Annotated in this window: 14 protein-coding genes; 5 read left to right on the top strand and 9 right to left on the bottom strand. The window is 37.4% G+C overall.

Translation table 11 applies throughout. The features are described from left to right. Positions 1-5: 5 nt before the first annotated feature. Complete coding sequence (gene uvrA / locus L1S31_RS07815; protein ID WP_236464166.1) at positions 6-2795, bottom strand: excinuclease ABC subunit UvrA; 2790 nt, start codon at positions 2793-2795, stop codon at positions 6-8. A 247-nt stretch (positions 2796-3042) separates the two neighbouring features. On the opposite strand from uvrA, the gene L1S31_RS07810 reads away from it, so the two are divergent. Further along, on the top strand, positions 3043-3630 hold the full coding sequence (locus tag L1S31_RS07810) for an RNA polymerase sigma factor (RefSeq protein ID WP_236464165.1): 588 nt from the start codon (positions 3043-3045) through the stop codon (positions 3628-3630). Positions 3631-3852: 222 nt separating this feature from the next. On the opposite strand, the gene L1S31_RS07805 is transcribed toward L1S31_RS07810, so the two are convergent. Then, positions 3853-4512, bottom strand: coding sequence for an endonuclease III domain-containing protein (locus L1S31_RS07805; protein ID WP_236464164.1), 660 nt, complete (start codon positions 4510-4512; stop codon positions 3853-3855). Positions 4513-4560: 48 nt separating this feature from the next. On the opposite strand from L1S31_RS07805, the gene bcp reads away from it, so the two are divergent. Then, the gene (gene bcp / locus L1S31_RS07800; protein ID WP_236464163.1) at positions 4561-5013 is read left to right on the top strand and encodes a thioredoxin-dependent thiol peroxidase; all 453 of its coding nucleotides are present in this window, start codon (positions 4561-4563) and stop codon (positions 5011-5013) included. Positions 5014-5078: 65 nt separating this feature from the next. Here the strand turns inward: bcp and L1S31_RS07795 are convergent, their stop codons facing one another. Beyond that, positions 5079-5537: a ferritin-like domain-containing protein gene (locus tag L1S31_RS07795; protein ID WP_236464162.1), complete on the bottom strand. Its 459-nt coding sequence runs from the start codon at positions 5535-5537 to the stop codon at positions 5079-5081. A 182-nt stretch (positions 5538-5719) separates the two neighbouring features. After that, the gene (locus L1S31_RS07790; protein ID WP_236464161.1) at positions 5720-7186 is read right to left on the bottom strand and encodes a TonB-dependent receptor; all 1467 of its coding nucleotides are present in this window, start codon (positions 7184-7186) and stop codon (positions 5720-5722) included. Positions 7187-7324: 138 nt separating this feature from the next. Here L1S31_RS07790 and L1S31_RS07785 point away from each other — a divergent pair, with 138 nt between their 5' ends. From L1S31_RS07785 to L1S31_RS07775, 3 genes are read left to right on the top strand one after another with little or no spacing between them, the layout of a single operon-like run. Beyond that, on the top strand, positions 7325-8092 hold the full coding sequence (locus L1S31_RS07785; RefSeq protein ID WP_236464160.1) for an MBL fold metallo-hydrolase: 768 nt from the start codon (positions 7325-7327) through the stop codon (positions 8090-8092). 3 nt (positions 8093-8095) lie between these two features. Beyond that, positions 8096-8602: a hypothetical protein gene (locus tag L1S31_RS07780; RefSeq protein WP_236464159.1), complete on the top strand. Its 507-nt coding sequence runs from the start codon at positions 8096-8098 to the stop codon at positions 8600-8602. Positions 8603-8621: 19 nt separating this feature from the next. Next, positions 8622-9110: a hypothetical protein gene (locus L1S31_RS07775; protein ID WP_236464158.1), complete on the top strand. Its 489-nt coding sequence runs from the start codon at positions 8622-8624 to the stop codon at positions 9108-9110. A 30-nt stretch (positions 9111-9140) separates the two neighbouring features. Here the strand turns inward: L1S31_RS07775 and L1S31_RS07770 are convergent, their stop codons facing one another. The 5 genes from L1S31_RS07770 to L1S31_RS07750 are packed head-to-tail and all read right to left on the bottom strand — an operon-like array spanning position 9141 to position 14689. Continuing rightward, positions 9141-9785, bottom strand: coding sequence for an alpha/beta hydrolase (locus L1S31_RS07770; RefSeq protein WP_236464157.1), 645 nt, complete (start codon positions 9783-9785; stop codon positions 9141-9143). Continuing rightward, positions 9785-10108 carry a hypothetical protein gene (locus L1S31_RS07765; RefSeq protein ID WP_236464156.1) on the bottom strand — a complete coding sequence of 108 codons (324 nt, stop codon included), beginning with the start codon at positions 10106-10108 and terminating at the stop codon, positions 9785-9787. The genes L1S31_RS07770 and L1S31_RS07765 overlap by 1 nt, the downstream gene beginning before the upstream one ends. 9 nt (positions 10109-10117) lie before the next feature. Beyond that, complete coding sequence (locus L1S31_RS07760) at positions 10118-11371, bottom strand: dihydroorotase (protein ID WP_236464155.1); 1254 nt, start codon at positions 11369-11371, stop codon at positions 10118-10120. After that, positions 11368-13296, bottom strand: a complete 1929-nt coding sequence (locus tag L1S31_RS07755; RefSeq protein ID WP_236464154.1) for a vWA domain-containing protein — start codon at positions 13294-13296, stop codon at positions 11368-11370. Before L1S31_RS07755 ends, L1S31_RS07760 begins: the two co-directional genes overlap by 4 nt. Before the next feature lie 46 nt (positions 13297-13342). Then, positions 13343-14689 carry a DEAD/DEAH box helicase gene (locus L1S31_RS07750; protein WP_236464153.1) on the bottom strand — a complete coding sequence of 449 codons (1347 nt, stop codon included), beginning with the start codon at positions 14687-14689 and terminating at the stop codon, positions 13343-13345. Between the last annotated feature and the right edge of the window lie 35 nt (positions 14690-14724).

The raw sequence follows: 14724 nt of genomic DNA, 5'->3' as shown, positions 1-14724 counted from the left end.
TTGTTTTATAATTTATCCTTCAAATAATGTCCTGTAACAGATTTTTTGTTTTTTATGATTTCTTCGGGAGTGCCTATTGCCAGGATTTTCCCGCCGTTTTCTCCACCTTCCGGACCTAAATCAACAATCCAGTCGGCACATTTTATCAGATCAAGATTGTGTTCAATAACAATGATGGAATGCCCTTTTTCAATCAACGCGTCAAAGGAAGCCAATAATTTTTTAATGTCGTGGAAATGCAATCCCGTTGTGGGTTCGTCAAAAACAAACAGCGCTTTTTCCTTAGTTACACCTTTTACCAAAAACGAAGCCAGTTTGATGCGCTGTGCTTCTCCTCCTGAAAGGGTAGAAGAGGATTGCCCTAATTGCACATAACCCAATCCAACATCCTGCAGCGGTTGTAGTTTTTGGGTGATTTTTGTTTGTTTGTGTTCGATGAAAAATGCAATGGCATCATCAATAGTCATAGTTAAGATGTCATCAATGTTTTTGCCTTCAAAAGTAACTTCCAAAACTTCTTTCTTAAAACGTTTTCCTCCGCACGTATCGCAGGGAAGCGAAACATCGGCCATGAAAACCATTTCGACATTAATAGAACCTTCACCTTTGCAGGTTTCGCAACGTCCGCCATCAACATTGAATGAAAAATGTTTTGCCTGATAACCACGGATTTTGGATAATTTTTCCTTGGCAAACAAATCCCGAATGTCATCATAAGCCTTGATATAAGTCACAGGATTGGAACGTGAACTCCTACCAATAGGGTTTTGATCAACGTATTCAATATGCTTAATATGCGAAAAGCTTCCACTGAGTTCAGTGAACTGACCAGCTTTATCTCCGATTCCTTCCAGTTTCTTCTGCATTGCAGGGAACAGGATTTTCTTTACCAACGTACTTTTTCCACTTCCTGAAACTCCTGTAATCACTGTTAAACATTCCAATGGGAAGGCCACATCAACATTCTGAAGATTGTTTTCACGGGCTCCTTTTATTTCAATGAAATTTTTGGAAGTCCGGCGTTTTTTTGGAATAGTAATTTCCAACTTTCCATTGAGGTATTTGGCCGTCAACGAATCGGATTTTAAGATCTCGTCAAAGGTTCCTTCTGCTACCAATTCGCCGCCAAAAGTTCCGGCTTCCGGGCCAATATCAATAATTCGGTCGGCAGCTTTCATGATATCTTCATCGTGTTCCACAACAATAACCGTATTTCCTAAATCGCGGAGGTTTTTCAAAACCTTAATCAAACGTTCAGTGTCTTTCGGATGCAGGCCAATGCTTGGTTCGTCCAAAATATACATCGAGCCAACCAGGCTGCTTCCCAATGAGGTTGCCAAATTGATGCGCTGTGATTCACCTCCGGAAAGTGTTGCAGAATTCCGGTTCAACGTAAGGTAATCCAAACCAACATCGCTCAAAAATGCCAATCGGTTATTGATTTCAATCAAAAGGCGTTTCGCTACCTTTAGGTCGTATTCAGAAAGCGTAAGTTCATTAAAAAAAGGAATCAATCGTTTGATGGACATATCAACCAGCTCCGAAATGGTTTTTCCGCCAACGGTAATATAATTGGCTTCTTTACGCAAACGCTTGCCTTTGCAGGTTGTACATTTGGTCTTACCACGATAACGCGACAACATAACGCGGTTTTGTATCTTATAGTTTTTCTCTTCCAGTTCACGGAAGAAATCATCCAATCCGGTAAAATAACTGTTTCCTTTCCAAACCAAATCCTTTTGTTCATCGGACAATTCAAAATACGGTTTGTGGATTGGGAAATCAAATTTATAGGCATTATTCACCAATTGGTCGCGATACCAGCTCATGCTTTCTCCACGCCAAGGGAAAATACCATTTTCAAACACAGAAAGTGCCGTATTTGGTATAACCAATTCTTCATCAATGCCAATGATATTGCCATAACCTTCACAGGTTGGACAGGCTCCATATGGGTTATTGAAACTGAACAAATGAATGTTGGGTTCTAAAAAAGTGATTCCATCGAGTTCAAAATTATTACTGAAGGTCAATCGCTTATTCGTATCCAATTCCTGAAGGTAACAAACGCCTTTGCCTTCAAAGAAAGCAGTCTGCGTTGCATCAGCCAAACGGTTATAAAATTCTTCCTCTTCCTTAACCACAATTCGGTCAATTATTAAAAGGATGTCTTTATTGTCTAAGGAATGTTGCTCAATTTCATCCAGGCGAATCATTTCGTTGTTAACCAAAATACGTGCAAAACCTTGTTGCAGCAATACTTTTAACTTATCTTCCAATGCTCTGCCTTCTTCCAGATGAATAGGAGAGAGCAGCAGCCATTTGCTTTCCAAAGGAAATGTTTTGACTTGGGCAATAACATCGGTTACGGTATCTTTTTTAACCTCATTTCCTGAAACTGGAGAAAAAGTTTTTCCAATTCGGGCAAAGAGTAATTTTAAATAATCATAAATTTCAGTTGAAGTACCAACAGTGGAGCGCGCATTGGTTGTATTTACTTTTTGTTCAATGGCAATGGCAGGCGCAATTCCTTTGATGTATTCTACTTTTGGTTTGTCCAGTCTTCCTAAGAATTGACGTGCATATGAAGACAAGCTTTCAACATAACGGCGTTGTCCTTCAGCGTATAGTGTGTCGAATGCCAAACTGGATTTTCCTGACCCGGAAAGCCCGGTAATGACAACGAGTTCATTCCGCGGAATCACTACATCCAGGTTCTTTAGGTTATGGATTTGTGCACCTTTGATAAGGATATTTTTTTTAGGTTCTAATGTGGCAATTTCTGAGGATTTCATGCGTTTTTTTTTCAAGATTACAAAGGTAATCAATTAGCTTGTGCAATTAAAACGAATCCTAAAGGAATGATTTTTATAACGATAGAATCTGCATTTTAACGAATTTTTTATGCTAAAACTTGTTTTGTATCAAAATTGTGTTAAATTTGATTTTATAAATAACCCACAAAAGCACTTTTGCCTATAGAAAATAATTACTTTTTAGATTAAAAACCACTTTTTTTAACGCTTACTAAAAGGTATTATTATGGCAAAGACGCAACTCCCTGATGCGATATTAGTAAACAAGTACATTGCTGGCGATGAGAATTCCCTTGCAATACTTGTTGAAAGACACCAATCAAAAATTTACGGATACATTTATTCGAAAGTTTCTGATAGAGACCTTACTGAAGATATTTTTCAGGAAACCTTTTTTAAGGTAATCCATACTTTGAAAAGTAAAAAGTATTACAACGAAGAAGGTAAGTTTTTATCTTGGGTATTACGTATCGCAAACAATCTTATTGTCGATAAATTCCGCAATGACAAAAAAATGTATATGAAAAGGGATACTGAAGAGTATTCTATCTTTTCTGCAATAACTGATAATTCGCTTAATATTGAAAGTGAATTAATTAAAAGCCAAGTTGATATGGACTTAAAAAAGATCATTCAAAAGCTGCCTCAGGATCAAAAAGAAGTTCTGATGATGCGCTATTATTCAGATATGAGTTTTAAGGAAATAGCAGATATTACAGGTGTCAGTGTTAATACAACCTTGGGCAGAATGCGTTATGCAATTACTAATTTGAGAAAGGTGATCGAAAAAAATCAAATTTATTTACCTTCTTAGACAATAAAAAGTAATTTTTTGCGTTATATATAAAACAACTTAAAACTAACCCGTTTTTTATATGGCAAAACTTTACTCTAAAAGAAAATTAGCACCCAAAAAAATGTTACCAAAAAAAAGTACAATACGGTTAATTCTTCAATATTCTTGTGCATTGAATATCGTGAAAGTTGGTAATATGAACTTCGACAACATCGCTAATTAAGAAACATCCCGATACAATTATCGGGATGTTTTTTTATAATACTCATCCAAAACCTTTTTTCTGCCAATTGCTCTGGTTATGATGTCTTTTTCTAAGTCCCAACCTCGGGCTGGAGAATATTCCCTTCCGTACCAAATAATCTGAAGATGCAGATCATTCCACAATTCCTTAGGAAAAATTGCCTTGGCATCTTTTTCGGTTTGCACTACATTTTTTCCATTGGATAAATCCCAACGATACATCAATCGGTGAATGTGTGTGTCAACAGGAAACGCCGGGACATTAAATGCCTGAGACATTACTACGCTTGCAGTTTTATGCCCAACAGCAGGAAGCGCTTCCAATTCCTCAAAACTTTGCGGAACCTGTCCGTTGTGTTTGGCAATCAGGATTTCGGATAATCCGTGAATGCCTTTTGATTTCATCGGCGAAAGCCCACAAGGTCTAATGATTTCCTTAATTTCCTCAATGGAGAGTTTGACCATATCATAAGGATTGTCGGCTTTTGCAAATAGGAGAGGAGTGATTTGATTTACCCGTACATCAGTGCATTGGGCCGAAAGCAAAACAGCAATCAATAGGGTATAAGGATCTTTATGGTCTAAAGGAACTGGGATTTGAGGATATAATTCTTTTAACGTATTTATAACGAATGCTGCTCGTTCTTTTTTGGTCATTTTAGTCTAAATTTGAACTGTAAATTTATAAAACTTATACATCAAAATATGACCACATTGCAAAAAGGAGATAAAGCTCCACAGTTTTCAGCCAAAGACCAGGATGGAGTTACACATTCCTTAGCAGATTATAAAGGAAAAAAACTGGTAGTTTTCTTTTATCCGAAAGCAAATACGCCGACCTGCACTGTCGAAGCCTGCAATATGAGGGATAATTTTGAACGATTCAAAAGCAAAAATTATGCATTGTTGGGAGTAAGTGCCGACAAAGCCAAAGCTCAGGCGAATTTTAAGAAAAAGTTTGATTTACCGTTTCCGTTATTGGCCGATGAAGATAAATCGGTTATTGAAGCATTTGGAGTTTGGGGACCAAAAAAATTTATGGGAAGGGAATTTGACGGAATCCACAGGACTACTTTTGTAATTGATGAAAAAGGAATCATTGAGGAAGTGATATCCGATGTGAAATCAAAAATACATTCTGACCAGATTCTGAAATAATATTAAAAACTCCGATAGTGAAAACCAAAACACTACCGGAGTTTTCCTTTTCATAGCATTAATCTTTATACAGTAACCAATGAGTCTCTCATTGATTTTACTTTGTCGTGGTCGGCTTTTATTTGTGTATGCTGGGCTCTAATCATTGTTTGCTGTTCTGAACTCAGGTTTGACAAATCATCTTTTAAAACTTTTTCATAAGTGCCTTTGGCAGCATCTTCACCAAATTCACAAGAATCCAGTATAGCTTTACGGTCTTTACCAGTCAATGCGGCTTTCACATCCATCCATACACGGAAAAATTTTCCGGAAGTCATTGTCCCTTCGGCAACTTCACCACCTAATCGGTTTACGCTGTCTTCCAATTCCGTTTTGCATTTTTGACTGTTTCTGATAAAGCCTGAGAATAATGTTTTCAAATCTTGTTCATCAGTTTCATCATAAGCTTTCTGATAGCCTTCGATGCGATCATTATTAATAGTGATAAGTTTGTTTAGTACGATAATCGTGTTTGCAGTTTCCATTTTTTTTAAATTTAATTAGTAGATTTTATTGTGTTGTTTGTGATTTTGGAATCATTACAAAATTGAGCTTCTTTACTGATGAATGTGTTACAGAATCTTAAGCATGGTTTACACAATTAACAGATAAAAAAAGTCCGGACTGTTTTTCACAATCCGGACTTTTACCATAATCATAATTCTTATTATACTTTCTGTAGTATTTTCTTTGGATCATACCCAAAAAGCTCATATTTCTTTATAATCTCTGCAATTCCTTCAGGCAGCAATTTTTCCCAACCCGGAGTTGCATCGCTAATCATTTTCAACACTTCCCTCGAGAAGATTTTTAAATGGCCTTTATCAAAATCTGTAATATCCACTACTTTTCCGTTGTAAGCGAAGAACTTATACAACTCTTTCATCCTTGGATGTACTTTCAGGTTTTGGGATGTTATGATTTCGCCGGTTTCATCTTCCATTGGGTACAGGAATACTTTTAAATCACGGTAGAATAATTTACCAAAAGCTTCCAAGATCCCACCACTCAAATGGCGATAGTATTTTTCATCAAAAATATCTACCAGGTTATTTACTCCCATTGCTAATCCCATACGGGCTTTGGTATAACTTGCAAAATATTCGACTACTTTGTAATATTCCTGGAAATTTGAAATCATTACTGTTTGGCCAAGTGAGCAAAGCAATTGTGCCCTGTCCATGAAGTCCCTTTCATCAATCTCACCTTCAGAACGCAAATTGGATAAGGTAATCTCGAACACAACAAGTGTATTGTCTTTATCAACCTTACTTTCCTCTAAGAACATTTTCAGCGATTTCTCATACATGTCCATATTTACCTGCGTAACAGGGCGGAAACTTCCACGAAGCGCTAATATATTTTTCTTGTAAAGTATGGCTGCAGGAAGGATGTTCTGACCGTCAGGGCCAAACATTACGGCATCAGTCATTCCGTTTTTAACCAATTGCAGACTCATCAAACGATTGTCAACATTTACAAAACGTGGTCCTGAAAAATTGATTGTGTCAATCTCCAACTGGTCTTTATCTAAATGGTCGTATAGATAACGCAATAATTTTTTTGGGTCATTATATTTGTAAAAAGCGCCATAAATTAAGTTTACACCAAGAACTCCTAAAGTTTCCTGCTGTAATCTGGCGTCATTTTCCTTAAAACGAATGTGTAATGTAATTTCGTTGTATTCTTCTTCTGCTTCAACCTGGTATTTAATTCCAACCCAACCATGGCCTTTGAATTGCTTAGCAAAATCAATTGTTGAAACTGTGTTGGCATAACTAAAGAAAAGTTTGTTTGGATGTTTGTCTCTGCTTAAACGTTTTTCAATCAATTCCACTTCATGTGAAAGCATATTTTTTAAACGGCTTTCCGTCACATATCTTCCGTCATCTTCAATACCATAAATAGCATCACTAAAATCTTTGTCATAAGCAGACATTGCTTTAGCTATAGTCCCTGAAGAACCACCAGATCTAAAAAAATGTCTTACCGTTTCCTGACCAGCTCCGATTTCGGCAAAAGTTCCGTAGATATTTTCATTAAGGTTGATCCGCAAAGCTTTATCCTTCAAAGAAGGAATTTGCTCAATGACTTTGTCACCTTTTAATTTAATATCTGATTCAGATGTTCCCATAATATAATTGTATACTTTGCAAAAATACTAAAATACCTATTTTTATAAAAGAGAATTAACCTCTATTTTTGTAAATATATTAGTTTATAAATTTATCTTTATAATAGTTAAAAAATTACCATCAAAAACCGTGCTATTATGCAAGTTTATTTTCTTGGCACCGGAACATCTCAAGGCATTCCAGTTATAGGAAGTGATCATCCTGTATGTAAAAGCAATGACTTAAAAGACAAGAGGTTGCGTGTTTCGGTTTGGGTAAGCTGGGATGACCATTCAATTGTAATTGATTGCGGTCCCGATTTTAGGCAGCAAATGCTGACTTCGGGTTGTGAAAAGCTCGATGCAATACTTTTTACCCATGAGCATTCCGATCATACTGCGGGTTTGGATGATATACGCCCTTTCTTCTTCAGGCAGAAAAAGGACATTCCAATTTATGGGCATCAGCGGGTTTTGGATAACCTTAAAAAGCGTTTTGAATATATTTTTGAAACCGAAAACAAATATCCCGGAGCACCGGGCGTACAAACGTTTGTTGTGAATAATAACCAGAATTTCACTTTAGATGGTACAGCGATAATCCCGATAGAAGTTGATCACGCAAATCTTCAGGTTTTTGGATACAGGATTCAGGATTTTGTATATTTAACCGATGTAAAAACAATCAGTGATTCCGAAGTTGAAAAAGTGAAAGGTGCAAAAGTATTGGTTGTGAATGCATTGCGTGAAGAACCACATCATTCACATTTTAGTTTGCAGGATGCATTAGATTTCATACATTTGGTTCAGCCCGAAAGAGCTTATCTGACCCATATCAGCCATTTGCTTGGCTTTCATGAGGAAGTACAAAAACGCCTGCCGGGCAATGTTTTCCTGGCTTATGACAATTTAAAAATTACAATTTAAAACATGAAGAAATCATTATTTCTATATCTCTTTATTATCGCTGTGCTGATGAATGTTTTTACCTATAAATATTTTTCATCAAAAGAAGCCAGCGAGAAAAAAGATGCTGTTAGTGATAGCTTGCCAAAAGCTCCTTCAGACACTACCAGCACTGGTAAAATGACATATGACTCGGATATTTTTGCTCTAGAGAACAATGACAGGGCTCAAAACTATTTATACGAAAGCGCTCAGGTAAAAGACATTCCGGCATTTACCGAAAAAGTGAAACAGGCACTTTTCAGCTTTAACGACAGCCCTGAAGGAAATAAATATACTGATCAGCCTAAAATGGGAGAACAGAAATACATTATCAATAGCATCAAACTGTTGAATCATCGTTGGATTATTGCAAACTATAGCAATGGCCAGCTTTGGGGCGAAGTATTGTTAAAGTATTTTGTTGATGAAAAAGGTGCAATTTCCTTCGAAATCATGAATTCCTATTTGTACCCAGCATCTTTAAATTAAGCAAACAACATCTGTCAAAATGAAAAAAATAAGTACCCTAATCCTTGTCCTGTTTTTAGTCTGTTCCTGTAAATATATGGATCAAACCGAAGAAACGGACGAAACTCAAAATGCGACAACTTCAAAAGATTCCTCTGTTGTAAATGACAAGGATGAGAATGGATGCCTGGCTTCAGCGGGTTATGTCTGGTCAAAAGTGAATAAGGAATGTGTAAAAGGTTTTTCGGGAATCCAATTGAATCCGATTGACAAACCTGATAATGAAGATGAAACGCTTAGTGCTTATGTTTTATTCAATGAGGATGCAAGCAAGGCCGAAATATTTTTGCCAAAGGATACGACATCCATAGTTTTATCAAGAAGCGCCGAAGGCAAACCTTGGATTTTAAATGACTGGCAGTTGGTGCCTTGGAAAGGCTACGTGCTTAAGAAAGGCAGTGAAAGCAAATTTGCCGGTGATGGTGAAATGGGCCAGAAATCAATAAACAGTGATACTGAACAAGAATAAAAAAGTCCCGAATCTTCGGGACTTTTCTTTTTATGATTGTAACCAATTTTTAAAATCAAAGAAGTTTTGTGGTGCCACACCATGCCCAACAGGATATTCCTTATACACTACCGGAATTCCCAAATTTTCAATAACGGGAATGGAATTTCGTGCCCAATCTACAGGAATCACCTGATCAACGGTTCCGTGTGACGCAAATATTTTGAGGTTACCAAAATCATTGCTGGCAAAATCATCCACGGCAATTTCGGTATTCAGGTAACCACTCATTGCCACAACACGCTGGACTTTATCAGGATAGGATAAGGCAACGGCATAACTCAAAATAGAGCCCTGACTGAAACCAATCAATGTAACATTGTTAGCATCGATAGGATATGAAGCAACCAATTCATCAATAAAACCAGCGATAATGTCCCGTGAAGCTCTTGCCTGTCCAATATCAGAAAATTTGTTTTCATCAGCATCAAAATTGATGGCATACCACGCATAACTTCCATACATCATGTCAAATGGAGCCTGGGCTGAGACGACATAATATTCTTCAGGAAGCTCTGAAGCAAAAGAGAATAAGTCTTCCTCATTGCTGCCATAGCCATGAAGCAATAGGAGCAAAGGGTTTTGATCCTTTTTTATTTTTGGTTCCCGAACCAAGTAGTGAAGTGACAAACTCATTACAGGCTTTTAAATAATGATTGAAAAAACTCGCCTACTAACGGCAGTAATCTTTTTTGCCCTTGTAATGCACCAACAAAGCCATAAATCCAAAGTATGAAATAGAACAGGTAAAATGCCGTTGTTGCCGTCCAGCTGTTGGCGTAACCTACAAAATATCCAAGTAGGAAAAAGGAAAGAAACAATCCTAAAGCCTGCCTGATGTGAAAAGAGCCAAGCTCACTTTTGTTTTCTTCCTGGTTCATAAAAATTGCAATCACTGCTCCAATGATGGTTAAGTAAGCAATGATGGCTGTGTTGTTTGATTTGTCTAAATTTTCCATGAGTTAAATTTATGCTAAGACTAATTTTCCTTTGTTGTAAATACCAATTGCTTTGCCTTTCATTTCCTGTCCAAGGAAAGCTGAGTTTTTGGATTTTGATAAAATATGCTCTTTCTCAAATGTCCATTTTTTGTCTACCGTAAACAAAGTAAATGAGGCTTTGTTTTTTATTTTAATTTTTTGATTTTCAATGTTTAAAAGCTGTTTACCGAAAGTCAATTTTTCAATTATTTTTTCTAAAGGAAGAACAGTCAGCAACGCACCAAATGCGGTTTCAAGGCCAATTGTCCCGTTCTTGGCCAAATCGAATTCCATCTTTTTATTTTCAATGTCAATCGGATTGTGATCGCTGGTAATGCAGTCAATGGTATTGTCTAAAACCCCGGCTATTAATGCCTGCCTGTCGGTTTCATTGCGAAGTGGCGGCGAAACTTTATAACGTGTATCAAAGCCTTCGAGTTTTTCATCGGTTAAAACCAAATGATGTACCGAAACGCTGCAGCTCACATTCAGCCCTTTTTTCTTGGCGTCTTTTATCAAGGCTACAGACTTTGCTGTAGATATTGTTGGGATGTGTAATTTACCTCCGGTATATTCCAGTAAGAAGAGGTTTCGGGTAACAATTAATTCTTCGGCTAGATTTGGAATTCCTTTTAATCCTAATTGGGTAGAGGCAATCCCTTCATTAGCAACCCCATTTCCTTTGATGTTTTCATCCTGGCAGAATGCTATTAGCAATCCATCAAAATCCTGGACATACTGTAAGCCAATTTTCATCAGGTTGGCATTTGACAAGCTCTTATTATAATCCCCAAAAGCGACAGCTCCTGCATTTTTCATATCGTAGAGTTCGGCTAAATCTTTGCCTTCGCTTCCTTTTGTTAAAGCGCCAATCGGGAACAATTCGGTAACTGAGTTAGTGGCTTTTTGTTTTACAAAATGTACCTGCGACTGATTGTCAATAATAGGATAGGAGTTGGGCTGCAATGCAATTCCCGTAAACCCGCTTTTTGCCGCAACATCCAATCCGTTCGTGATCGTTTCCCTGTCCTCAAAACCTGGTTCGCCAAGCGAAACACTGGTGTCAAACCAACCTTGTGAAAGATGCAGGTCTTCATGATGAAATTCCTGATGGTTATCGATATTCAAAAGCGAAACGCCAATTTCTTCGATAATGCCTTTGGTAATTTTCACATCAACTGTCTGATTATGAAACGGACTTTTTGGGTCTACAATTTTGGCTTTTCGGATGATTAGGTTCATTTTACAAATTTTTGAATGAGTAGTTCTAATGCTAAAAAGAGTAAGGCTAAAATCACAAACCATTTCCAGATTTGCGTATCGGTTCTATCGGTTTGAATGTCATTGAAAACAGTTTCGATGTCCTCAATTTCCTTAAAGTTTTTGGCTACATCTGGATTTGCCAGTGCCAAATTGCTCTCAGTCCTGTTGTAATTAAAGCTGATGTTCTGCACCAGATTTGATTCGTTAAGGATACCAAAATTTCCGGCTTCTGTCGGATTATCGTTAAAGCTCAGTTTCACTTTGGTATTCAGCAATTGCTGTACAGGAATAAAACTTTCGGCTGTATTTTTTACTGTAAGTATTTCATCTTTTGACAATAATGCATCCACAATAAAAGGTTGGCTTTCGCCGATGACAATCGCATTAACTCCCGTTTTCTGACTGTTCTGTGCCATGTTGTAAAATGTTGGAACAATCAGTGGCGAGTTCTGGAAATTGCTGTTTACCTTGTTGATTGGCGCTGCAAAAACATAAACCGATGATAGGTCATTTGGCAATGAAGTCAGGAATGCGCTTTGGTCATCGTAAGCCAAAACCGAAGGAGTTGTACTGTTTAATCCAAAGGAAACCTTAGTGGATGGATATTGGAAGTTATCGATTTTCTTTTCGAATACTGTGCTAAACAAAGGATGGTTGAAGTTGATTTTAGTAACCTTCTTTTCATTTGGCGAAGCCGTATTAAATTTTAAGGCTCCAAAATTGGATACAAACGCATTCAATTGCGAAACATTGCTTTCCTGAGCCGGAATAATAACCAGGTTTCCGCCTTTGGCCACAAAAGATTTCAGCGTGGTCTGCAACGCCTGTGGAATATCACTCAACTCATCAAGCACAATGGCATCTTGTTTTTCCAATAAATTGTAATCCAAATTTGATATTGGGAAGTTGTTGAAATTGAACTCGTCGCTGGTATAAATCCGCGACAGGAAATTGCTTTTTTCAGTATCGCCAATGCTGATGACATTCGTTTTACTAGGTTTAGAAATGCTGAAATAATAAGTGTTATCGTAAGCCAGGCCTTTATCGGTAATTGAAACATACCCATGAAAATCTTCCTTCGGAATCGTGAAATTGATGGTTTTTTCCTTGGTTTCAAAGTTGATCAGCGTTTTGGCAGTGAGTTTGTTTTTGTTGTATAGTGCAATTGGAACATCCTTAAAATCGGCACCATTTGCAGAAAGCTTTACGCCAATTTCGTAAAAACTATCTAAGGTTTGCTGGATGTAAACGCTGTCAATCGCAATGTTGTCCTTTTGTTCCGCTTCGGGAATGATGAAGTATACATTGTCTTCCTTTCTGAAACTTTTGGCCTGGTTATCATCCAAACCTACAGCATCTGTAATTACGATGATATCTTTGTTGAAAGCCGATTTCCTCGCATTGACTTTTGCAATCAGGTTATCAAGTTGGAAAGGTGAGGCGCTGTATTTTAGGTTCTGCAAATCCTTTTGAATCGATTTGATATCGGTATTCCAATAATTTTCAGAATTGGTAATCAACGAAAAACTTTGTGTTTCCGGTGTATGCTCCAACAAGTCCTGAACGGCGCGTTTGAGCAATTCCCCTTTTTTGCCTTTGGCCTGCATGCTATACGAATTATCCAGGATGATGTACATTTCGTTTGTATTCTTTTTACTGTCTTTGGCAGAAAAGAAAGGTTGTGCAAAGGCTAATATCAGGAAAGCCAGCAACAGTAAACGGGTTAAAAGCAACAGCCATTTTTTAATGGTAGAACTTTTACGTGTTTGTATCGAGAGTTCCTTCAGGAATTGTACGTTGGTGAAATATTCTTTTTTGAAACGACGCAGTTGAAATAAATGAACCAGAATTGGGATGACCAATAAGAAGAGGAAATAAAGTACTTCTGGGTGTTTAAAATTCATTTCTAATTTTGTTTGTCAAAAATAGCAATCAATTATCAATTATCAACTATTTTTTCTTTCTTTTCGCTGCCCTGTTTTTTAAGATGTTTCTATTTACTGAGCTCGAGGTTTTCTTTTTGGTTTTTGATGGGCCGCCAAGATTCACTTTTTTGTTTTTGGCAGCTTTTTCATGAAAGGATGCTCCGCCCTCCAATTTTGGTTTCGGAGTAAGGAACTTCATTTTCTTTTTCTTGTCTTTTTCCCATTCCAATAAACGTTCAGCAATCACAACATTTTCCGGCATTGGCAAAAAGGAAATTTCCTTTTCCATCAGCATTTCGGCTTCAATCATGATTTCTTCTTCACGCGGACTGATTAAACTAATTGCAATACCCGATTTATCGGCACGGCCTGTTCGCCCAATCCTGTGAATGTATTGCTCCGGGATTTCGGGAAATTCAACATTGATGACATGCGTAATGTCTGAAATATCCAAACCTCTCGCCATAACATCAGTAGTTACAATCCCGCGGATTTCAGAATTCCGGAATGCTTCCATAGTTTGCAGACGATAATTTTGCGATTTGTTGGAGTGAATGGTTCCAAATTGGTCCGGAAAAGCTTCTTCCATTTTATCAGCCAATAAATCGGCTGTTTTTTTATTGTTGACAAAAAGCAAAACCCTTTCAAATGCTTCATCCTGAAGCAATTCAATGATAAAATTGATTTTCGTCAAAAAATTGGGAACCTTATAACCTAATTGTTCAATCTTTTCCAATGGCGTACCACTTGGAGCCAGGGAAACCTCTTCAGGAAATTCAAAATATTCATCCAGTATTTCATCCACTTCATCGGTCATCGTTGCCGAAAATAAAATGTTCTGGCGTTTGTTTTTAAGCATAGTCAGGATTGAAGTCACCTGAAAACGAAACCCTAGATTCAGGATTTCGTCAAATTCATCTATGACCAGTTTCTGTAAGCTGTCAAAGCGTATAACATTATCCAGAGCCAAATCCATAATCCTTCCCGGAGTTCCAACCAAAACGTCAATTCCCTGGTATACTGCGGTTTTTTGTGTATTGATATTCACACCTCCATATACGCCAAGTGTTCTCACCGACATGTATTGTGTAAGTTTTTCCACTTCGGCAGCGACCTGAACGACCAATTCACGTGTTGGGACAATAATCATAACTCTTGGAGTGTCGGTGGCAACAAATTTCCATTGCTTTAATATGGGCAACAGATAAGCAAAGGTTTTACCGGTTCCGGTTTGTGCAATTCCCATCATATCACGTCCTGACATAATCACCGAAAATGATTTTTCCTGAATGGGAGTAGGCTTGGTTAAGCCTAATTCATCAATGGCTTTTTGTAATGATTTTGGAAGATTGAATTGCTCGAAAGTGCTCATGCGGATTTATTTATGCCGCAAAGATAGGGAATTCC

Source organism: Flavobacterium wongokense, from assembly GCF_021608265.1.
In the GTDB taxonomy this organism is placed as follows: domain Bacteria; phylum Bacteroidota; class Bacteroidia; order Flavobacteriales; family Flavobacteriaceae; genus Flavobacterium; species Flavobacterium wongokense.
This window is presented reverse-complemented; position numbering and strand designations above follow the sequence as displayed.

Bases quoted from the DNA above. Each gene is read 5' to 3' on its own strand.
- L1S31_RS07790 (WP_236464161.1), bottom strand. From the start codon at position 7,186: ATGGGAACATCTGAATCAGATATTAAATTAAAAGGTGACAAAGTCATT.
- bcp (WP_236464163.1), top strand. From the start codon at position 4,561: ATGACCACATTGCAAAAAGGAGATAAAGCTCCACAGTTTTCAGCCAAA.
- L1S31_RS07795 (WP_236464162.1), bottom strand. From the start codon at position 5,537: ATGGAAACTGCAAACACGATTATCGTACTAAACAAACTTATCACTATT.
- L1S31_RS07750 (WP_236464153.1), bottom strand. From the start codon at position 14,689: ATGAGCACTTTCGAGCAATTCAATCTTCCAAAATCATTACAAAAAGCC.
- L1S31_RS07805 (WP_236464164.1), bottom strand. From the start codon at position 4,512: ATGACCAAAAAAGAACGAGCAGCATTCGTTATAAATACGTTAAAAGAA.
- L1S31_RS07780 (WP_236464159.1), top strand. From the start codon at position 8,096: ATGAAGAAATCATTATTTCTATATCTCTTTATTATCGCTGTGCTGATG.
- uvrA (WP_236464166.1), bottom strand. From the start codon at position 2,795: ATGAAATCCTCAGAAATTGCCACATTAGAACCTAAAAAAAATATCCTT.
- L1S31_RS07765 (WP_236464156.1), bottom strand. From the start codon at position 10,108: ATGGAAAATTTAGACAAATCAAACAACACAGCCATCATTGCTTACTTA.
- L1S31_RS07755 (WP_236464154.1), bottom strand. From the start codon at position 13,296: ATGAATTTTAAACACCCAGAAGTACTTTATTTCCTCTTCTTATTGGTC.
- L1S31_RS07770 (WP_236464157.1), bottom strand. From the start codon at position 9,785: ATGAGTTTGTCACTTCACTACTTGGTTCGGGAACCAAAAATAAAAAAG.
- L1S31_RS07760 (WP_236464155.1), bottom strand. From the start codon at position 11,371: ATGAACCTAATCATCCGAAAAGCCAAAATTGTAGACCCAAAAAGTCCG.
- L1S31_RS07785 (WP_236464160.1), top strand. From the start codon at position 7,325: ATGCAAGTTTATTTTCTTGGCACCGGAACATCTCAAGGCATTCCAGTT.
- L1S31_RS07810 (WP_236464165.1), top strand. From the start codon at position 3,043: ATGGCAAAGACGCAACTCCCTGATGCGATATTAGTAAACAAGTACATT.
- L1S31_RS07775 (WP_236464158.1), top strand. From the start codon at position 8,622: ATGAAAAAAATAAGTACCCTAATCCTTGTCCTGTTTTTAGTCTGTTCC.